We start from the raw sequence: 19,195 nt of genomic DNA on the forward strand, positions 1-19,195 counted from the left end.
AAAAAGAACTTGTTTCCTTGGAAACAAGTTCTTTTTTTGTTACATTCCCCATTTAATTATCAATCCTGTATAGGTTAATCCGCCGCCAAACCCGAAAAGCAAAACGATTTGATCTTTTTGCAGCTTCCCGGCTTTCACTGCGAGATCGAGCGCCAAAACAATTGAAACCGAAGACGTGTTTCCGTAATGCTCAACACTAGTGAGCGTTTTTTCAATCGGGAACGGTGTTTTTTCACAAATTGACTCGATCATGCGCAAGTTGGCGCTGTGAGGAACAAACCAATCGAGATCATCAGAGCTGAGTCCTGCTTTATGTAAAAGCCGTTCAAATTCGCCAGGGACGGTTCTTGCGGCCCATTTATATACCTCGCGTCCGTTTTGCACCATTTTTCCAGAACCGACAAGCTGCACACCGTTTATTTCATTTCGCAGTCCGGCACGATACAAAATATCGCCGCCGTTCCCGCTTGTTCCTTGTACAGACGCAAGAAATCCCGGCGTCTCTTCATCTCGTTCCACTAACAGCGCACCAGCGGCATCGCCGAACAGAACGCATGTCGTTCGATCGGTATAATCCGTTACCTTTGATAACGTCTCTCCGGCGATCACGAGAATTTTTTGATGAAGGCCAGATGTGATCAATCCATTTGCCAAATGGAGGCCGTAAGTCAGCCCGGCGCATGTCGCATTAATATCCAGCGCGCCGGTGCTTTCCCAGCCGAAATATTCCTGTACGCGGCATGCCGTACTCGGAAAGGCGTAATCGGATGTGGTTGTGGCAACGAGGATCATATCGACATCATCAAGTGTTCCTTTATAACGGCTCTTGAGATTCTTCACCGCTTCTATGCATAAATCAGAGGTAAATTGATGTTCATCTGCAATCCGGCGTTCTCTCATTCCTGTGCGCTGAACGATCCATTCATCAGAGGTATCAACGATCTTTTCTAAATCTGCATTGGTTAAACGTCTGCTCGGCGCATAGGTGCCGATAGCTGTAATTTTTGCTTTTGACATATGAATCACTCCTTATGGTCAGATTATAACACTAGATATTAGTATCTGGTACTAAAAAGAAGGTTTTTTTACAAAAAAAGAGAAGTGTAGAATAGGGAATCTATGAAAAAGAAAAAGGAGGCTGAAAAATGGTCAGTCAAGAAGCAGTAGTCTTTTTGGCATTATCCGGGGCTATTGCGTTTCTGTTGCCAATCGGGCTGATTGTATGGTTTAAGCGAAAGTATGGCGCCTCGCTTAAAGTGTTTTTTATTGGCGCTCTCACGTTTTTTGTCTTCGCTCAGCTGCTGGAAGGCGGCGTTCATGTTTATGTACTGCAAGTGAATGAAATGACGAAAGAAGCGATGCAACATCCATTATGGTATGGCATTTACGGCTGCTTGATGGCCGGCATTTTTGAGGAGTGCGGAAGGTATATGATGATGCGATTTTTTATGAAGCGCCATCATACCTGGGCGGATGGTCTGGCTTTCGGGGCCGGCCATGGCGGGCTTGAAGCCATCCTGATTACAGGCTTGTCCTCTATCTCACTTATTGTATACGCATTTGCAATCAATAGCGGGACGTTTGAACAGCTTTTGGTCAATGGCGACGTCAAACAGGCGCTTTTGCCGATACAGGAGCAGCTGCTGCATACTCCTTCGTATGAATGGATGCTGGGCGGAATAGAAAGAATCAGTGCCATTGCCGTCCAAATTGGGCTGTCTCTGCTTGTTTTGTACGCGGTTAAAAGCCGCCGGCCGCTGTTTTTGTTGTATTCTATTCTTTTACATGCACTGTTTAATGTACCGGCGGTTTTATATCAGAGAGGAATCATAGAGCATGCTGCTGCTGTTGAAATCATTGTTGCTCTTATAGCGGCTTTATCAGTTTATTGGATTGTAAAAGCAAAAAGGGTGTTTCAATAAAAGGTCCAAGCAGCAGCAATGCCCGCTTGGAAAAATGTGAATGGAAATATTCATTAAGCATGGGTCATCAGAATATTTCTGATTCAGTCTTTAGCAATGACAGCAAGAATGTCTGTGTTTTTTACAAGAGAAACAATGGTGTTTCTTTTTCTTCTTCTCGCAAGGGTCATGGCATTCTTTCTTTTTCTTGCAATGGTCGTGGAAATCTTTATCGAACCACTCGTCAAAGAACCAAAAATCATCGAACCAATCGTGACAACGACATTTCTGTTCATGTGAATGACGACAGCACATAGAAATCCCTCCTCTTCCCATGCTCTCTACAGCATATGAGAGATTGATAGGAAAAGATTGGACGGGTCCCTCGGGAAAAGAGTATATTTTAAGTAGAAAATAAAAGGAGGAATGCCCTATGACGTCCGTACGTAAAACGATGGAGCTCATTAAAGAACTTGTATCGATCCCAAGCCCGACCGGAAATACATATGAGGTGATCAATTATATTGAAAGCCTTTTAAAAGAATGGAAGGTAGAAACGGTTCGGAACCACAAGGGCGGCTTAATTGCAACGCTTCCAGGACGCGACACATCCCAGCATCGCATGCTGACAGCGCACGTTGACACCCTCGGCGCTATGGTGAAGGAGATTAAAGCGGACGGCCGGCTGAAAATCGACTTAATCGGCGGGTTCCGCTACAACTCGATTGAGGGGGAGTATTGCCAAATTGAAACCGCCTCGGGAAAAACGTACACAGGCACCATTTTAATGCATCAAACGTCTGTGCACGTATACAAAGACGCGGGAAAGGCTGAGCGGAATCAAGAGAATATGGAGATCCGCCTAGATGAACCAGTTCACTGCCGGAAAGATACGGAGGAGCTGGGCATTGGTGTCGGAGATTTTGTGTCGTTTGATCCCCGTGTCGAGATCACATCAAGCGGATTTATTAAATCGCGCCATTTGGATGACAAAGCAAGCGTCGCCTTATTGCTCCGCTTAATTCATGAAATTCAAACAGAAGACATTGAGCTGCCGTATACAACCCATTTTCTTATTTCCAATAATGAAGAAATCGGTTACGGCGGGAATTCGAATATTCCTCCTGAAACAGTTGAATATTTGGCGGTTGATATGGGGGCTATCGGTGACGGGCAGGCGACTGATGAATATTCAGTATCAATCTGTGTGAAGGATGCGAGCGGGCCGTATCATTATCAGCTCAGAAAGCATTTAGTTCAATTAGCCGAGAAGCATCATATCGACTATAAGCTTGATATATATCCGTACTACGGGTCTGATGCGTCAGCAGCGATCAAATCCGGGCATGATATTGTGCATGGCCTCATAGGGCCGGGAATTGACGCTTCCCATGCATTTGAACGCACCCATAAATCATCTCTTCGCCATACCGCTAAGCTTCTGTATTACTATGTACAGTCACCAATGGTATAAGGGGGAGGACCAATGAAGATTTATAAGCTGAAAAGCACATTCGGCTGGGAAGGTGATGACGGGTTGGGAGAACAGCTGATTCAGCAGATCCTTGCCGGAGAAAAAACCGCCACGTGCGCGCCGAAATCATTGTATTCAAAAGATGAATTGAGGGACGTTTATCAAACAGCGGGTCAGCTTGTTACCGTTTATGATAAACATGACAATCCAAGATGCAATATAAAAGTAACAGATGTCTTTGAAACCATCTTTGGTGCGCCTGATATGAGGTTAGTCAAAGGAGAGGGCAATGGAGACCGAATTGAGGAGTTTCAAGAGGATCATCGGATGGCATGGGCGGAACTGATCAAAAGCGGTGAACTGGAGCTGAATGAGGATACTGTTTTGATTACAGAGCTGTTTGTGCTTGTTAAAGATTAAAAAAGCCTGCGGGGCAAGAACCCCGCAGGCTTTTCATTAACCAGAAATGGTTGCGTTTTGTTCTGTTTTCGATTGGGACATAACAGTTTCTGCTTTCGCAGGATTAAACATGCCTTCCCATTTAGACATCACAACGGCAGCAAGCGCGTTACCAGTCAGGTTGACAACTGTACGTGCCATATCCATGATGCGGTCTACGCCGGCAATAAAGGCAAGTCCTTCAGCCGGAACGCCGATGGTGCCAAGCGTTGCAAGCAAGACAACAAAAGAAGTACCAGGCACGGCAGCCATCCCTTTAGATGTCACCATTAAGACGAGCACAAGCGTAATTTGGTGCCAAATCGTCAAATCAATGCCATATACCTGTGCTAAAAAGAGTGCGGCAATAGATTGATAGAGAACGGAACCGTCTAAGTTAAACGTGTATCCGATCGGAATGACAAATGAAACAATGCCTTTCGGACATCCGATTTTCTCCATTTTTTCCATGATGCGCGGAAGAACCGTTTCAGAGCTGGACGTACTGAACGCCAGTAAGATTTCGTCCTTCATGTAAGCAAGGAACTTGAAGATGCTGATGCCGGCAATTTTTGCGACAATCCCGAAAATAACAATTAAGAAGAAAGCAAGCGCGACATAAACCAATCCGACGAGCTTTCCGAGAGAGATAAGAGAACCGAGTCCGAATTTAGACACAGTCACTCCGATAAGAGCGAAAACGCCGAATGGCGCCACTTTCATCACAAGGTTTACAACGTGGAACATGGCATGGGATACACCTTCAAAAAAGGCTAATACAGGCTTGCCTCTTTCACCGATCGCGGAAATACCCAATGCAAATAGTACTGTAAAGCAGATGATGGCTAGAAGATCCCCTTCGACCAATGACTGGAAGAAGTTTGTCGGCACAATATGGAGGAACGTTTCCGCCACTGATTTATTACTTTGTTCTTTTTCAGTTTCAACATATTGACTGATGTCCGATTTTTGAGCTTCGTGTATATTAACTCCTGTACCCGGATGGAAGATGTTTGCAAGGGCTAGTCCGAGAATAATGGCAAAAGTCGTGATGATCTCGAAGTACAGAATCGTTCTGAAGCCTAATTTACCGACTTGCTTTCCATTTCCTGCACCGGCTACACCGATGATTAAGCTGGAGACAACAATAGGAATCACTATCATTTTGATTAAGCGTAAAAAGAGATCCCCGATTGGCTGCAGGTAAGTAGGCAATGCTGGGTTGCCATACCAAATGACGCCAACAATGACACCTAGAATAAGTCCAACGAATATTTGTGTGGCTAATCCAAACTTAATTCTTTTCATAGATTACCTCCCAAAAAACAAAGTATCAACATATATCATGAATAGACATATATTTAATCTCACTATTAGATCAAATTATAATAGATAAGAAATCAATTCGTCTATAGTAAATTATATTTCGAAAATAAAGAATATTCAATGACATTATGATAATCACCAGAATTATCTAAAAACAGGTGAGCTTTGACCTAACCTGACTATTATTTCAAAATTAAGAGATATGTGAAAAAATAAGAAAATCCCACGCGTAAGGCGCGGGATTTTCGCTCATTACAAATCGTTTACTTTTATACAGTCATTGCAGATATTACCATAGCACTCATGCTGCTCTTCTATCTTTTTTCCGCATTCCGCACACTTTTTCGAAGGCAGGTTTCTAAAAAATTCTGTGATTTTCCCCAGCATAACCAATCCCTCTTTCCCCTTTGTAGTGATTTCATTGTAATATAACAGATTGTAAAAATCAATAACTGTTTTGATACAATGTTTAAAACATGCTTTTTTCAAGAAAAATGGGTATATTGAAGGAGGATCAATTTTTTTGAAAAGATAGGAGGACATTATGAAAGTTACAGTTATCGGATGCTATGGCGGTTTTCCGGCCGCAAATGAAGCGACGTCAGGCTATTTGTTTCAGTCAGGTGATTACTCTCTGCTTGTTGATTGCGGCAGTGCCGTATTGTCTAAGCTGTTCGGATATGTGCCGGCGGAAAAGCTGGATGCGGTCGTTCTGTCTCATTATCACCATGACCATATCGCTGATATCGGGCCGCTGCAATTTGCCAAGCAAGTCGGTTCGTTTCTCGGCAAAGGAGAGCATACGCTTCCGATTTACGGACATGATGCTGATATAGAACAGTTTCAAAAGCTTACATATAAAACACATACAAAAGGGATCGCCTATCAGCCGAATCAGCCGCTGGCTGCCGGTCCGTTTACGATCACCTTTTTAAAAACAATTCACCCGGTGACGTGCTATGCCATGCGGATTACTGACGGCAGCCACACTGTCGTTTATACTGCTGATTCCAGCTATCAGGATTCATTTATACCGTTTTCGAAAGATGCTGATTTATTGATCTCGGAATGCAATTTTTATGCCGATCAAGACGGAACAAGTGCAGGCCATATGAACAGCCTGGAAGCCGGGCGCATTGCAAAAGAAGCCGGAGCGGGAGAACTGCTGCTGACACATTTGCCGCATTTTGGCGTGCATGACAACCTTCGCAAAGAAGCGAAAACCGTTTTTAACGGAGAAGTGAATATTGCGAAATCAGGTTTTGTGTGGGAAGGATAAAGGAGGAGCACCATGTTATTTATAGACAATCAAAATATCAATGATCCGCGGATCAATCTTGCTATCGAGGAGTACTGTGTAAAGCATTTAGACCCTGAACAGCAATATTTGCTCTTTTATGTGAATCAACCGTCTATTATCATTGGAAAAAACCAAAATACAATAGAAGAAATCAATACAAAATATGTTGAGGAAAACGGGATTATCGTCGTCCGCCGTTTATCAGGCGGGGGCGCTGTGTACCATGATCTGGGGAACTTGAACTTCAGCTTTATTACCAAGGATGACGGGGACAGCTTTCATAACTTTAAAAAATTCACTGAGCCGGTGATTCAGGCGTTACATCAGCTTGGGGTTGAAGCTGAATTAAGCGGCCGGAACGACATTGTAGTGGATGGCCGGAAAATATCCGGAAACGCTCAGTTTGCAACGAAAGGCCGTATTTTCAGCCACGGCACCCTCATGTTTGATTCAGCCATTGATCATGTTGTATCAGCATTAAAGGTGAAAAAGGATAAAATTGAATCAAAAGGCATCAAATCGATCAGAAGCCGAGTAGCAAACATCAGTGAGTTTCTCGATGATAAAATGACCACCGAAGAATTCCGCAGCCATTTGCTTCGCCATATTTTTAACACAAACGACATTGGAAACGTGCCGGAGTATAAGCTGACGGAAAAAGATTGGGAGACCATTCATCAAATTTCGAAAGAGCGCTATCAGAATTGGGATTGGAACTACGGCCGCTCGCCGAAATTTAACCTTAATCATTCGAAACGTTATCCGGTTGGATCGATCGATTTGCGCCTAGAGGTCAAGAAAGGCAAAATCGAGGACTGCAAAATCTTCGGAGATTTCTTCGGTGTCGGTGATGTATCTGAAATTGAAAACCTGCTGGTAGGAAAACAATACGAACGCAGCGTCATCGCTGATGTGCTCGAAGGTGTGAATCTCAAGCATTACTTTGGGAACATTACGAAAGAGGATTTCCTTGATCTGATTTATTAAGGCAAAACACATCGTTTGAAAGAGCGGTTGTGTTTTTGAAATAATGGAGGCAGGAGGGATTCACATGAAAGTGTTTTTAATCGGAGCGAACGGACAAATCGGGCAAAGACTCGTCTCTTTATTCCAAGATAATCCTGATCATTCCATCAGAGCGATGGTCAGAAAAGAAGAACAGAAAGCGTCTCTTGAAGCTGCCGGTGCAGAAGCTGTGCTTGCGAATCTGGAGGGCAGCCCGGAAGAAATCGCCGCTGCGGCAAAAGGCTGTGACGCGATCATTTTCACAGCCGGTTCCGGTGGCAGCACAGGCTATGATAAAACACTGCTGGTGGATCTCGATGGAGCGGCGAAAGCCATTGAAGCTGCGGACATTGCCGGAATCAAACGGTTTATTATGGTCAGCGCCCTGCAAGCCCATAACCGTGAAAATTGGAATGAGGCACTCAAGCCTTATTATGTGGCCAAGCATTATGCTGATAAAATTCTGGAAGCGAGCGGTTTAACCTATACGATTATCCGTCCGGGAGGCCTTCGCAATGAGCCTGGAACGGGAACTGTTTCAGCAGCGAAGGATCTGGAGCGGGGATTTATTTCCCGTGATGACGTTGCAAAAACGGTCATTGCCTCTTTAGATGAGAAGAATACGGAAAATCGGGCCTTTGATCTGACAGAAGGAGATACGCCGATTGCCGAAGCATTGAAGAAACTATGACAGTACTGACACTCAGGGCTTTTTGCTCTTGAGTGTTTTTTTCTGTTTCTCTATAATGGAGGAGAAAGCTTGGCTTCAATAATGAATGACTATTCATTCACTTTAAGGGGTGGGAGAATGAATCTTGTTTCAAAATTGGAAGAAACAGCATCTGAGAAGCCCGACAGCATCGCATGCAGGTTTAAAGATCACATGATGACGTATCAAGAGCTGAATGAACATATTCAGCGATTTGCGGACGGCCTTCAGGAAGCCGGTATGGAGAAAGGGGACCATCTAGCTTTGCTGCTTGGCAATTCGCCTGATTTTATCATCGCGTTTTTTGGCACTTTAAAAGCTGGGATCGTGGTTGTTCCCATCAATCCGTTGTACACGCCGACAGAAATTGGTTATATGCTGACAAATGGTGATGTAAAGGCAATCGTGGGCGTTAGCCAGCTTTTGCCGCTTTATGAGAGCATGCATGAATCGCTGCCAAAGGTTGAGCTCGTCATTTTATGCCAGACGGGGGAGGCCGAGCCGGAAGCGGCGGACCCAGAGGTCAGGATGAAAATGACAACGTTTGCAAAAATATTGCGGCCGACATCTGTCGCTAAACAAAATCAAGAACTTGTCCCTGATGATACCGCGGTTATTTTATATACGTCAGGAACGACTGGAAAACCGAAAGGCGCGATGCTGACTCATCAGAATTTGTACAGCAATGCCAACGATGTTGCAGGCTATTTGGGAATGGATGAGAGGGACAATGTGGTCTGCGCTCTTCCCATGTTTCACGTGTTTTGTTTAACCGTCTGCATGAATGCACCGCTGATGAGCGGCGCAACTGTCTTGATTGAGCCTCAATTCAGTCCGGCATCTGTTTTTAAGCTTGTTAAGCAGCAGCAGGCGACCATTTTTGCCGGTGTGCCTACAATGTATAACTACTTGTTTCAGCATGAAAACGGAAAGAAAGATGATTTTTCTTCCATCCGGCTGTGCATTTCGGGAGGCGCGGCCATGCCAGTCGCGTTGCTGACGGCGTTTGAAGAAAAATTCGGTGTTACCATTTTGGAAGGCTACGGGCTCTCGGAAGCATCACCCGTCACGTGCTTTAACCCATTTGACAGGGGCAGAAAACCGGGCTCCATCGGGACAAGTATCTTACATGTCGAAAACAAGGTCGTAGATCCGCTCGGACGCGAGCTGCCCGCTCACCAGGTCGGCGAATTGATCGTGAAAGGCCCCAATGTGATGAAGGGCTATTATAAAATGCCGATGGAAACAGAGCATGCATTAAAAGACGGGTGGCTTTATACGGGGGACTTGGCAAGACGGGATGAGGACGGCTATTTTTACATTGTTGACCGGAAAAAAGACATGATCATTGTAGGAGGATACAATGTGTATCCGCGGGAGGTAGAGGAGGTGCTGTACAGCCATCCGTACGTCAAGGAGGCGGTTGTCATCGGCGTGCCGGACCCCCAAAGCGGGGAAGCGGTAAAGGGATATGTGGTGCCGAAACGCTCTGGGGTAACAGAGGAGGACATCATGCAGCACTGTGAAAAGCATCTGGCAAAATACAAGCGGCCTGCCGCCATTACGTTTCTTGACGATATTCCGAAAAATGCGACGGGGAAAATGCTCAGACGGGCACTGAGAGATATTTTGCCCCAATAAAATGAAAAAGCGAAGCGGTTAGCTTCGCTTTTTCATTTTCAATCCTTTGCTTCTTTTTTAATAATATTTAGCAGCGCCTTTGTATCATTTTTGCTTAATTTGTAGTATGTGCCATCCTTCAAAAAAACGGCTTGCTGGCTGCCGTCAATCCATAGTCTGAATGAGTCATACCGGTCTTTATGAAACTTGATTGTCCCTTCGTAATCAGGGGCTGATGTTTTTTCTGTCTTCACCTGTTTTCCCTGATTCATAATATCCAGCATATCTTTGACGTGCTGTCTTTTTTCAATCTCGATATCTTCCTGGCCGCTTGAAGACAGTGTGATCAAATCCGCGTCTACCGATTGATACACATCGCCTGATCGGCTGTAAAGATAAAAAAATGCGATAAACACAAGACCGATTACCACGATGGCTGCCACTATTTTTTTCATTTGCATCACTCCAAACATTGTTAGTTTTCCCAGCGATCGGGCTTTCCATGCTTAAAAGGGTGGAAAAGTGCGGAACACAGCTTGGTTCTAAGAATTTGAATTTATGATTACAATAGAAGTAACGGGTTGATGTGAGGAGTGAGGCGTTATGCGCAAGTGGATTGCGGCAGCAGGACTTGCTTACGTGCTGTACGGGCTGTTTTTTTATTGGTATTTTTTCCTGTCGGGTGATTCCGCAATACCGGAAGCCGTGAAAGGGACGCAGGCTGATCCGGCTTCTTTCATGAAGCCGTCTGAGTTGGCAGTGGCCGAGCAGTATTCGAATGTCAAAAATTTTTTATTTTTTATCGGGGTACCACTTGATTGGTTTCTGTTTTTTGTTCTGCTTGTCAGCGGTGTTTCAAAGAAAATCAAGAAATGGATCGAAGCGGCCGTGCCTTTTCGGTTTTTGCAGACCGTTGGTTTTGTGTTTGTGCTTTCGCTGATTACAACATTGGTGACGCTGCCTTTAGATTGGATAGGCTATCAAGTATCGCTTGACTATAACATTTCCACACAGACAACGGCCAGCTGGGCTAAGGATCAGGTTATCAGCTTTTGGATCAGCTTTCCAATCTTTACGCTTTGCGTTCTCGTTTTTTATTGGCTGATCAAAAGGCATGAAAAAAAATGGTGGTTATACGCCTGGCTGTTAACAGTGCCGTTTTCGCTGTTTCTGTTTTTTATTCAGCCGGTCATTATCGATCCTTTATACAATGATTTTTATCCGCTGAAAAACAAAGAGCTTGAAAGCAAAATTTTAGAGCTGGCAGATGAAGCCAATATTCCGGCTGACCATGTATATGAAGTGAACATGTCAGAAAAAACAAATGCGCTGAATGCCTATGTTACAGGAATTGGGGCCAATAAACGGATTGTATTGTGGGATACGACGCTGAACAAACTTGACGATTCAGAAATCCTGTTTATTATGGGCCATGAAATGGGCCATTATGTCATGAAGCACGTTTACATCGGTCTGGCTGGTTATTTGCTCGTGTCGCTCGCCGGATTTTATGTCATTGATAAGCTTTACAAGCGGACGGTTCGCCTAACCCGCAGCATGTTTCATTTAGAAGGACGGCATGATCTTGCGGCACTTCCGCTGTTATTGCTTTTGTTTTCTGTTTTGAGCTTTGCGGTGACGCCTTTTTCTAATGCTGTCTCGCGTTATCAGGAGAATAAGGCTGACCAGTATGGGATCGAGTTGACAGAGAACAGAGAAGCCGCTGTTAAAACGTTTCAGGATTTGGCCGTGACGGGGCTGAGCCAGGTTGATCCTCCGGTGCTTGTGAAGATTTTCAGAGGCAGCCATCCTTCGATCATGGAACGGATTCAACATGCGGAGAAAGAAGAGAATGCGCCGGAACATCAGGATGCTGACAAATAAAAAGAAGCAGGTATGGAGGAACCTGCTTCTTTTTACTATTATTGTGCAGCTGCTTGTACGTTGATTAACCCTTTTCCATAGTAGAAAGAGTTTCCAAGATATGTTGCAGTGCTTTCTAAACGATCACGGACTTGCGCGTTTGTCCAAGTCGGGTGCTTAGAAAGAATTAGCGCTGCTGCTCCGGCAACGTGAGGAGTCGCCATGGACGTGCCGTTGTAAGCACCGTAAGTGCCTCCAGGAAGTGTGCTTTGGATGGATACGCCAGGAGCCATCACATCAAGCTCAGAACCTGCGCTTGAGAATGAAGCTCTTTGGTTGCTGCTGTTTACCGCACCTACCGCAATAGTAGAAGGATATTTTGCAGGGTAGCCGACTGTGCTTGAGCTTCCGGACGAACCTTCGTTTCCGGCAGCGGCAGCAACGACGATACCGCTGGAAACGGCTTTGTCAACGACTGTTTTCAGCGCTGTAGAACCAGAAGGTCCGCCAAGGCTCATGTTAATAACATCCATATTGTTGGAAATGGCCCATTCAATGCCGTTAATAATCCAGCTATATTGGCCGCTTCCTGTTGAATCAAGCACTTTTACTGCATATAATGATGCGCTTGGCGCTACGCCCAGAACACCGATTGAGTTATTAAGAGCGGCAATCGTACCGGCTACATGCGTACCGTGAGAACTGCCGTCCTGGTATGGGTTTGTTTCAGAAGGTACGAAGCTTGCTCCGCCTCTGACGTTTAAGTCAGGATGAGAAGAGTCAATTCCGCTGTCGATAACAGCTACTTTTACGTTAGAGCCTGTGTAGCCTTGAGAGTGAAGAGCCGGCGCTTTAATTTGAGAAATGCCATAAGGAACAGATTGCGCATATTCATGTGCAATATGATCTTCTTCCACATATGCAACGCTCGGATCTTTTTTCAATTCTTTTACAGCTTTTTCATCCAATGTTGCTGCGGCCGCGTTAACATACTTAAATTGCTTTTGAACCTTTCCGCCTTTTTCAGAAATAACATCCTTTTTCTTGGCGGAACTCATGGCACTCATTGTCTGTTTAAATCCAACAATGTATTTCTTTTCTGTACTGCTTTTTCCGGCAGCCTGCGCAGACATGTTGCTGAACGCCATCGTAAAGATTAATGTTAACGCAAACAACAAGCTGATCCACAATTTTTTGCTTCTCACTCTTTACCCTCTCCTTTTAAAAAATTCAGAGTAGACTTACTTAAAAGACTATTCTGTGAATTTATTGTAATAGATGGAATAATATTTTAGTAGACCCATTTTTTTGAGATGATTTTATCTCTATTTAGGTATATCATCTCTCGCTATTTCCGTAGAGACTCGAAATAACTATTTTCATACAGAAAAGAACGAAAATAGACATGAGTAAATGTTCATTATGCTGAAATGTCATGCTTTTTTAGGTTAAATGCTCCTGAGTCCCGGCAAATTCCTGTCGAAAAAATTCGTTCAAATGACCTGCGTGTGCTTCCGTGAGAACAATGGATATTATCGTGATATTTTTTCAAAGCATGATGATAAAAGTATTCTGAAAAATAAACTTTACAGAAAAGGGATAGAATGAAAAAATTATTGAGAGAGAGGAAGAAATAAGATGAACATTCGCCAAGCAAAAACATCAGATGCGGCCGACATTGCGCCGTTGTTTAACCAATATCGGGAATTTTATAGACAGGCATCCGATTTGCAAGGGGCAGAGGCTTTTTTGAAAGCTCGTTTGGAAAATCACGAGTCTGTTATTTTGATAGCAGAAGAAAATGGAGAATTCATAGGTTTTACCCAGCTCTATCCAACGTTTTCTTCTGTGTCAATGAAAAGGATCTACATATTAAATGACTTATTTGTCGTTCCTCATGCGCGTACAAAGGGAGCCGGCGGCCGGCTGCTTTCTGCCGCAAAGGATTATGCAGGGGAAAACGGGGCAAAATGTTTAACGCTTCAGACTGAGCACCACAACCGGAAGGCAAGAAGCTTGTATGAGCAAAACGGCTATGAAGAGGATACCGCATTTGTCCATTATTCTCTCAATGTGCCGGCGAAGTGAAAATGGCGGCTTGATGATTTGGTTTTTTGAACGTTCTTCGGTTACGATATAAATGAAAAGGAGTGTGCCGAATGTCAACGTTATTTCAAGCATTGCAGGCAGAAAAAAATGCCGATGATGTTTCAGTCCATGTGAACACCATATCAACAGAGGATTTGCCGAAGGATGGTGTCCTGATTAAAGTTGCTTATTCCGGCATCAATTACAAAGATGGTCTGGCCGGAAAAGCAGGAGGCAATATCGTCAGAGAGTATCCGCTTATTTTAGGCATTGATGCTGCGGGTACGGTCGTCTCTTCCAATGATCCGCGTTTTGCGGAGGGGGATGAGGTGATCGCGACAAGCTATGAGCTCGGTGTCTCCCGTGATGGCGGATTAAGTGAATACGCTTCGGTGCCTGGTGACTGGCTGGTGCCTTTGCCACAGAATCTTTCGTTAAAAGAAGCGATGGTGTACGGAACGGCGGGATTTACTGCGGCGTTATCAGTGCATCGGCTTGAACAGAACGGTCTGTCTCCGGAAAAAGGCAGCGTGCTAGTCACAGGAGCAACCGGCGGTGTCGGCGGAATTGCGGTATCGATGCTGAACAAGCGGGGTTATGATGTGGTGGCAAGTACCGGAAACCGGGAGGCGGCTGATTATTTGAAACAGCTTGGTGCAAGCGAAGTAATCAGCAGGGAAGATGTCTATGACGGAACGCTTAAGGCGCTGTCCAAGCAGCAATGGCAGGGAGCGGTTGATCCAGTCGGCGGAAAACAGCTTGCCTCGCTTTTAAGCAAAATTCAATACGGCGGATCTGTCGCAGTGAGCGGCTTAACCGGCGGAGGAGAAGTTCCGGCAACCGTGTATCCTTTTATTCTTCGCGGAGTAAGCCTGCTCGGAATCGATTCAGTATATTGTCCGATGGACGTCAGAGCCGCTGTTTGGGAGCGCATGTCTTCTGATCTCAAGCCTGATCAGCTGCTGACCATCGTGGACAGGGAAGTATCATTGGAAGAAACGCCGGGTGCGTTAAAAGATATTTTGCAAAATCGCATTCAAGGAAGAGTGATTGTGAAGCTTTAACAGGATCAGCTTGCAGAGAATGTTATTTTTCTGCAAGCTTTTTTGTGGACAGGATGATCAGCTGCTGAACTGCTGTGTCGCGAAACAAGATTTTCCTGTAAGCCGAACTTTCTCTTCTCATTTTAAAAATAATTGGTGATAATGATTCTCATTCCGTGTTATACTACTCTTGGACATCTTAACCATAGAAACTACCAACAGGAGAGACTGGAACATATGAAAAAAACACTGATTATTCTTACAGTTTTACTTCTTTCTGTCTTAACGGCTGCTTGCTCGTCTTCAAGCGGCAATCAAAACAGTAAAGAACATAAAGTGGCGGTAACACATGATTTAGGGAAGACAAATGTGCCTGAGCATCCGAAGCGGGTTGTTGTTCTTGAGCTTGGTTTTATTGATACACTGCTTGATCTCGGCATTACGCCTGTCGGGGTTGCCGATGACAACAAAGCGAAGCAGCTGATCAACAAGGATGTGCTGAAGAAAATTGACGGCTACACATCTGTCGGCACTCGCTCACAGCCAAGCATGGAAAAGATTGCTTCATTAAAACCCGATTTAATTATTGCTGACACGACCCGGCATAAGAAGGTGTACGATCAGCTGAAAAAAATAGCGTCGACGATTGCGCTTAATAATTTAAATGCTGATTATCAGGATACAATTGACGCTTCGCTTACGATTGCAAAAGCAGTCGGCAAGGAGAAGGAAATGGAGAAAAAGCTGACGGCGCATGAAGAAAAGCTTAGCGAGACAAAGCAGAAAATCAGCGCGAACAGCCAGTCCGTGCTTTTGATCGGAAATACAAATGATATGATTATGGCCAGGGATGAAAACTTCTTTACATCGAGACTTTTAACACAGGTCGGCTATCGATATGCAATCAGTACGTCAGGCAATAGCGATTCAAGCAATGGCGGCGACTCTGTGAATATGAAAATGACACTGGAGCAGCTGCTGAAAACAGATCCGGATGTGATCATCCTGATGACAGGAAAAACAGATGACCTCGACGCCGACGGTAAACGCCCGATCGAAAAGAATGTCCTTTGGAAAAAACTGAAGGCAGTGAAAAACGGGCATGTATACCACGTGGATCGTGCGGTGTGGTCTCTGCGCCGCAGTGTAGACGGGGCGAATGCCATTTTGGACGAGCTTCAAAAAGAGATGACGGCTGCTAAGAAATAAAAGAAAAGACAGGCAAACGCCTGTCTTTTTCTTATTTGATAAAGCCGGATAAGTGGCTGTTGATATTATAGTCTTTTATCCGCCATTTTTCTTCTGCAAATTCAATGTTGCTGAGGCAGGCGTTGACGAGACGGGTGCTTTGAAGCTCCGGGTCACCGCCGGATATTTCCGTCAGCAGGGCGTGAATTGCCGCACCGTGCGCCACGATCAGCACCTTCTTGTTTGGATACGCCTGGTTCACTTTTGCCAAACCGCCCATCAGCCTGTCAGTGAGTTCTTCTAAGGTTTCCATATTCGGATAGATGTTATCTGGATAGCGCTTTGTCCGTTCCTCCAGCGGCATGCCCTCCGCGTCGCCGTAATCGCGTTCCTTAAAATCATCCATCTCGACTATCGGAAGATGCAGATATTCATTAATAATTTCCGCGGTTCTTTTCGCTCTTTTCAGCGGGCTCGTCACAATAATATCCCAAGAAAAGTCCTTTACATATTCTCCGGTTCCTCTTGCTTGGCGTTCACCTGTTGCGTTTAGCGGAATATCGGTTTTGCCTTGGCATTTTTGCTGCAGGTTCCAATCGGTTTCTCCATGTCTTACTAAACAAACGGCTGTCATAAAATCCCCTTCCTGACTTTATTCATATCACTATTATACTAAATCGAAAGCGTGCATCCTATGAAAAAGCCTATGCAAGAACTTCAAATAATAACGCCAGTCCAATTCCGCCGCCGCTTCCGATGGCTGCAACAGCATATTGACAGTCTGTCCGTCTTTTCGCTTCATAAAACAATCTGGTTACCAGAGCTGCACCTGATGCACCGTATGGATGGCCAAGAGCTAATGCGCCGCCGCGCACATTGATTTTTGAAAAGGGAATGCCGAGTTCTTGCGAGCAGACACAAATTTTGACGGCAAAGGCTTCATTGATTTCAAATAAACCGATATCCTCAGGTGTTATATCGTGTGTATGTAAGAGGTTACGGATCGCATCAACCGGTGCCGCGGGCGGATAGTTGGGGTGAATGCCGCTGACAGCGCTGCCGATAAACCGAAGCACAGGCTTAAGTCCGAGGGCTGCCGCTTTTTCTTCTTCCATTACCAAAAGAGCGGCTGCTCCGTCTGCTATGCCGCTGCTGTTGGCTGCTGTGACTGTTCCGGAGCTGGTGTCGAAAACCGGCTTTGCACGGGGAATAATCGCTTCTATCGGCCGCGTTTTCAAAAATGCTTCGTCCATCTCCAATTCCCCAAGAGCAACAATTTCTTCACGGTAAAATCCTTCATCATGCGCGTTCCTGCTGCGTTGATGGCTGAGAAGCGCGTACTCATCCTGCATGCTTCTGCTGATGGAATAGCGTGCAGCCGTATATTCTGCCGCAATGCCCATGTCTGGATCGCCGATGGCATCTGGAGAAAAGCGGGCCCGTTCTGAAAAAGGGGATTGGCTGCTGCTTTCTGAGCCGCCCGCGATATACATCGTGCCGGCTCCCGCTTGAATAAGGCTGCAGGCATAGCGCACAGCTTCAAGGCCGGAGCCGCACTGTCTGTCAATTGTCATTCCGGGAACCGATAAAGGCAGTCCGGCTTGAAGGGCTGACAGTCTGGCGAGGTTGCCGCCTCTGCCGGTAGCGTTTCCGAGAATGACCTCGTCAATTTGATCCTCTAGCTTTCGGCTGAGACAGCGGATGATGGGAGCTGACAAATCCTCCGGCAGGAAGGGCTTCAGCAGTCCGTTTTGATTTCCAAAGATCGTTCGTTTTGCATCAACAATAACCGCATTCATTTATACTGTATACTCTCTTCCAGCCATTTTTTCACTCTGGAACGGGCAATTTTTCCGCTGCTCGTTTCCGGCAAGCTGTCTGCAAACACCCATTTTTTCGGGATTTTGTAGGAGGCTAATTTCTGTTTACACAAGGCTTTCAGTGTTCTGGCATTAGCGTTTCCATGAATGACAGCTACAGCGATTTCTCCCCAATACTCGTCGGGAATGCCAACGACAGCCGCGCTTTCAACCTCTGGGCAGGCGAGAAGCACACGCTCAATTTCTTCTGGGAAAATATTTAATCCTCCGTACACGATCATCCCGTTTTCTCTTCCTGATATGTATAGAAAGCCCTCTTCATCAACATAGCCCATATCATCCACTGTTATCCATTCATCTGGTGTGCTGCCGTTCACATAGCCGGAAAACCGCATCGGGCTTTTGACAAATATTTTTCCGACTTCCCCTGGCTGACAGCGTTCTCCTCCAGCGTTGCGGATTTCGATCCGGACATTATGAAAAGGGCGGCCCGCTGAATGAGGCTTCCGTTTGCTGTCTTCCGGTGAAGAAAACGTAACAAAACTTAGCTCTGATGTGCCGTAAAAATCGTACAGCTTGAGATGAGGCCATGCAGCGGCAAGCTTCTCCTTGGATTCTGCCGGCCAGTCTGCGCCGGATGAAATGATTTTGACGGGACTGTCGGGAAAACCCTCAATCCTTGTGAGGGCGTCTGTCATCGTCGGTACGGTATAGAGAACACTGATGGATTCACGGCTCAGCCATTCCTTCGTTTTGGCAGGAGAAAACTTTTTCAGCAAACAAACGGTTCCTCCGAGAAACAAGGTGCTGACAGCCCCATATAGGAAGTGAGAGGACATTAACGCTCCGGGAATCAGAACCTTATCATCTGATGAAATCGAAAAATCTGTTTCTGTACAGGTAAAGCTCTCTATCCATGAGCGGTGAGATCGCGTAAAGGCCTTCGGTTTTCCTGTCGAGCCCGACGTAAATCCCATATAAAAAGGGTGCTCCGGATCAATGGTAGGCAAGGGATCAGCGGCTGCCTCAGAAATATCTGCCATACAGTTATCCAGCAAAACAACAGGTGTCTGGCTATCTGTCAGTTTGTTTTTAAAAAAGGCTAAAGTAACCACAAGATCCGCATTGCTTATGGACAGCCGCTCCTTACATTCTGCCGCGCTCCAGCGTGTGTCGATGGGAATTGCCGTACATCCAGCCGCTGCGGCTCCGGCAAACAGCTGTAAAAACGCCAGACTATTTGGGAGCAGGATCGCCACACGATTCGGCATGCTCGGCTGTGACCGCAGCCAATTTGCGGTTTGAAAGACAAGCCGATCCCAATCTTGGTACGTGATTTGCTCCGATTCAGTCTGGATCGCTACACGGCCGGGCGATGTTTCGGCGGTAGATGAATAGGTATGGGTAATTGTCATGTAGT

General features: G+C 45.4%; 20 protein-coding genes. 12 read left to right on the plus strand and 8 right to left on the minus strand.

From position 1 onward, the window contains the following. Positions 1 to 39: 39 nt before the first annotated feature. The gene (gene fabHB, locus MKX71_RS05565; RefSeq protein WP_029317561.1) at positions 40 to 1,017 is read right to left on the minus strand and encodes a beta-ketoacyl-ACP synthase III FabHB; all 978 of its coding nucleotides are present in this window, start codon (positions 1,015 to 1,017) and stop codon (positions 40 to 42) included. A gap of 128 nt (positions 1,018 to 1,145) precedes the next feature. On the opposite strand from fabHB, the gene MKX71_RS05570 reads away from it, so the two are divergent. The 4 genes from MKX71_RS05570 to MKX71_RS05585 all read left to right on the plus strand — a co-directional run bounded on the left by MKX71_RS05570 (position 1,146) and on the right by MKX71_RS05585 (position 3,795). Further along, on the plus strand, positions 1,146 to 1,922 hold the full coding sequence (locus MKX71_RS05570; RefSeq protein WP_017695356.1) for a YhfC family intramembrane metalloprotease: 777 nt from the start codon (positions 1,146 to 1,148) through the stop codon (positions 1,920 to 1,922). Between the two features lie 114 nt (positions 1,923 to 2,036). Further along, a complete protein-coding gene (locus tag MKX71_RS05575; RefSeq protein WP_170295641.1) occupies positions 2,037 to 2,201 on the plus strand; it encodes a hypothetical protein in 165 nt (54 codons plus the stop codon). Between the two features lie 133 nt (positions 2,202 to 2,334). Further along, positions 2,335 to 3,375, plus strand: a complete 1,041-nt coding sequence (locus MKX71_RS05580) for a M42 family metallopeptidase (protein ID WP_187954395.1) — start codon at positions 2,335 to 2,337, stop codon at positions 3,373 to 3,375. A gap of 12 nt (positions 3,376 to 3,387) precedes the next feature. After that, positions 3,388 to 3,795, plus strand: a complete 408-nt coding sequence (locus MKX71_RS05585; protein WP_015252434.1) for an ASCH domain-containing protein — start codon at positions 3,388 to 3,390, stop codon at positions 3,793 to 3,795. Between the two features lie 36 nt (positions 3,796 to 3,831). Here MKX71_RS05585 and gltT read toward each other — a convergent pair whose 3' ends face one another. Beyond that, positions 3,832 to 5,121, minus strand: coding sequence for a glutamate/proton symporter GltT (gene gltT / locus MKX71_RS05590; protein ID WP_003245579.1), 1,290 nt, complete (start codon positions 5,119 to 5,121; stop codon positions 3,832 to 3,834). 270 nt (positions 5,122 to 5,391) lie between these two features. After that, a complete protein-coding gene (gene yhfH, locus MKX71_RS05595; RefSeq protein WP_003244802.1) occupies positions 5,392 to 5,526 on the minus strand; it encodes a protein YhfH in 135 nt (44 codons plus the stop codon). 157 nt (positions 5,527 to 5,683) lie between these two features. Here yhfH and MKX71_RS05600 point away from each other — a divergent pair, with 157 nt between their 5' ends. From MKX71_RS05600 to lcfB, 4 genes are all read left to right on the plus strand, one after another. Then, the gene (locus MKX71_RS05600) at positions 5,684 to 6,418 is read left to right on the plus strand and encodes an MBL fold metallo-hydrolase (RefSeq protein WP_339231830.1); all 735 of its coding nucleotides are present in this window, start codon (positions 5,684 to 5,686) and stop codon (positions 6,416 to 6,418) included. 12 nt (positions 6,419 to 6,430) lie between these two features. Beyond that, on the plus strand, positions 6,431 to 7,426 hold the full coding sequence (gene lplJ / locus MKX71_RS05605) for a lipoate--protein ligase LplJ (RefSeq protein ID WP_014479356.1): 996 nt from the start codon (positions 6,431 to 6,433) through the stop codon (positions 7,424 to 7,426). Between the two features lie 64 nt (positions 7,427 to 7,490). Next, complete coding sequence (locus MKX71_RS05610) at positions 7,491 to 8,135, plus strand: SDR family oxidoreductase (protein WP_049140680.1); 645 nt, start codon at positions 7,491 to 7,493, stop codon at positions 8,133 to 8,135. 117 nt (positions 8,136 to 8,252) lie between these two features. Further along, a complete protein-coding gene (gene lcfB, locus MKX71_RS05615) occupies positions 8,253 to 9,794 on the plus strand; it encodes a long-chain-fatty-acid--CoA ligase LcfB (protein ID WP_339231831.1) in 1,542 nt (513 codons plus the stop codon). Between the two features lie 38 nt (positions 9,795 to 9,832). On the opposite strand, the gene MKX71_RS05620 is transcribed toward lcfB, so the two are convergent. Beyond that, a complete protein-coding gene (locus tag MKX71_RS05620; protein WP_003245187.1) occupies positions 9,833 to 10,228 on the minus strand; it encodes a hypothetical protein in 396 nt (131 codons plus the stop codon). Between the two features lie 148 nt (positions 10,229 to 10,376). Here MKX71_RS05620 and MKX71_RS05625 point away from each other — a divergent pair, with 148 nt between their 5' ends. Next, the gene (locus MKX71_RS05625; RefSeq protein WP_003233175.1) at positions 10,377 to 11,657 is read left to right on the plus strand and encodes a M48 family metallopeptidase; all 1,281 of its coding nucleotides are present in this window, start codon (positions 10,377 to 10,379) and stop codon (positions 11,655 to 11,657) included. 38 nt (positions 11,658 to 11,695) lie between these two features. Here the strand turns inward: MKX71_RS05625 and aprE are convergent, their stop codons facing one another. Continuing rightward, on the minus strand, positions 11,696 to 12,841 hold the full coding sequence (aprE, locus tag MKX71_RS05630) for a subtilisin AprE (RefSeq protein WP_015715621.1): 1,146 nt from the start codon (positions 12,839 to 12,841) through the stop codon (positions 11,696 to 11,698). Between the two features lie 433 nt (positions 12,842 to 13,274). Here aprE and MKX71_RS05635 point away from each other — a divergent pair, with 433 nt between their 5' ends. The 3 genes from MKX71_RS05635 (at position 13,275) to MKX71_RS05645 (ending at position 15,976) form a co-directional block, all read left to right on the plus strand. Next, complete coding sequence (locus MKX71_RS05635; protein ID WP_326144875.1) at positions 13,275 to 13,724, plus strand: GNAT family N-acetyltransferase; 450 nt, start codon at positions 13,275 to 13,277, stop codon at positions 13,722 to 13,724. A 71-nt stretch (positions 13,725 to 13,795) separates the two neighbouring features. Beyond that, on the plus strand, positions 13,796 to 14,788 hold the full coding sequence (locus MKX71_RS05640) for an acryloyl-CoA reductase (protein ID WP_033883076.1): 993 nt from the start codon (positions 13,796 to 13,798) through the stop codon (positions 14,786 to 14,788). Between the two features lie 216 nt (positions 14,789 to 15,004). Beyond that, positions 15,005 to 15,976: an ABC transporter substrate-binding protein gene (locus tag MKX71_RS05645; protein ID WP_339231832.1), complete on the plus strand. Its 972-nt coding sequence runs from the start codon at positions 15,005 to 15,007 to the stop codon at positions 15,974 to 15,976. 31 nt (positions 15,977 to 16,007) lie between these two features. Here the strand turns inward: MKX71_RS05645 and phoE are convergent, their stop codons facing one another. From phoE to MKX71_RS05660, 3 genes are all read right to left on the minus strand, one after another. After that, positions 16,008 to 16,589 (minus strand): phosphatase PhoE, encoded by a 582-nt coding sequence (gene phoE, locus MKX71_RS05650; protein WP_339231833.1) that lies wholly within the window; start codon positions 16,587 to 16,589, stop codon positions 16,008 to 16,010. 70 nt (positions 16,590 to 16,659) lie between these two features. Then, complete coding sequence (locus MKX71_RS05655; RefSeq protein WP_339231834.1) at positions 16,660 to 17,754, minus strand: acetyl-CoA C-acyltransferase; 1,095 nt, start codon at positions 17,752 to 17,754, stop codon at positions 16,660 to 16,662. After that, entirely contained in the window at positions 17,751 to 19,190 is a 1,440-nt protein-coding gene (locus tag MKX71_RS05660; protein ID WP_339231835.1) for an acyl-CoA synthetase, read from the minus strand. The genes MKX71_RS05655 and MKX71_RS05660 overlap by 4 nt, the downstream gene beginning before the upstream one ends. Positions 19,191 to 19,195 lie beyond the last annotated feature (5 nt).

Origin of the sequence: Bacillus sp. FSL M8-0071, assembly GCF_037975455.1 — a bacterium.
Classification (GTDB): Bacteria; Bacillota; Bacilli; order Bacillales; family Bacillaceae; genus Bacillus; species Bacillus subtilis.

Bases quoted from the DNA above. Each gene is read 5' to 3' on its own strand.
- fabHB (WP_029317561.1), bottom strand. From the start codon at position 1,017: ATGTCAAAAGCAAAAATTACAGCTATCGGCACCTATGCGCCGAGCAGA.
- MKX71_RS05570 (WP_017695356.1), top strand. From the start codon at position 1,146: ATGGTCAGTCAAGAAGCAGTAGTCTTTTTGGCATTATCCGGGGCTATT.
- MKX71_RS05580 (WP_187954395.1), top strand. From the start codon at position 2,335: ATGACGTCCGTACGTAAAACGATGGAGCTCATTAAAGAACTTGTATCG.
- MKX71_RS05585 (WP_015252434.1), top strand. From the start codon at position 3,388: ATGAAGATTTATAAGCTGAAAAGCACATTCGGCTGGGAAGGTGATGAC.
- gltT (WP_003245579.1), bottom strand. From the start codon at position 5,121: ATGAAAAGAATTAAGTTTGGATTAGCCACACAAATATTCGTTGGACTT.
- yhfH (WP_003244802.1), bottom strand. From the start codon at position 5,526: ATGCTGGGGAAAATCACAGAATTTTTTAGAAACCTGCCTTCGAAAAAG.
- MKX71_RS05600 (WP_339231830.1), top strand. From the start codon at position 5,684: ATGAAAGTTACAGTTATCGGATGCTATGGCGGTTTTCCGGCCGCAAAT.
- lplJ (WP_014479356.1), top strand. From the start codon at position 6,431: ATGTTATTTATAGACAATCAAAATATCAATGATCCGCGGATCAATCTT.
- MKX71_RS05610 (WP_049140680.1), top strand. From the start codon at position 7,491: ATGAAAGTGTTTTTAATCGGAGCGAACGGACAAATCGGGCAAAGACTC.
- lcfB (WP_339231831.1), top strand. From the start codon at position 8,253: ATGAATCTTGTTTCAAAATTGGAAGAAACAGCATCTGAGAAGCCCGAC.
- MKX71_RS05620 (WP_003245187.1), bottom strand. From the start codon at position 10,228: ATGAAAAAAATAGTGGCAGCCATCGTGGTAATCGGTCTTGTGTTTATC.
- MKX71_RS05625 (WP_003233175.1), top strand. From the start codon at position 10,377: ATGCGCAAGTGGATTGCGGCAGCAGGACTTGCTTACGTGCTGTACGGG.
- MKX71_RS05635 (WP_326144875.1), top strand. From the start codon at position 13,275: ATGAACATTCGCCAAGCAAAAACATCAGATGCGGCCGACATTGCGCCG.
- MKX71_RS05640 (WP_033883076.1), top strand. From the start codon at position 13,796: ATGTCAACGTTATTTCAAGCATTGCAGGCAGAAAAAAATGCCGATGAT.
- MKX71_RS05645 (WP_339231832.1), top strand. From the start codon at position 15,005: ATGAAAAAAACACTGATTATTCTTACAGTTTTACTTCTTTCTGTCTTA.
- phoE (WP_339231833.1), bottom strand. From the start codon at position 16,589: ATGACAGCCGTTTGTTTAGTAAGACATGGAGAAACCGATTGGAACCTG.
- MKX71_RS05655 (WP_339231834.1), bottom strand. From the start codon at position 17,754: ATGAATGCGGTTATTGTTGATGCAAAACGAACGATCTTTGGAAATCAA.
- MKX71_RS05660 (WP_339231835.1), bottom strand. From the start codon at position 19,190: ATGACAATTACCCATACCTATTCATCTACCGCCGAAACATCGCCCGGC.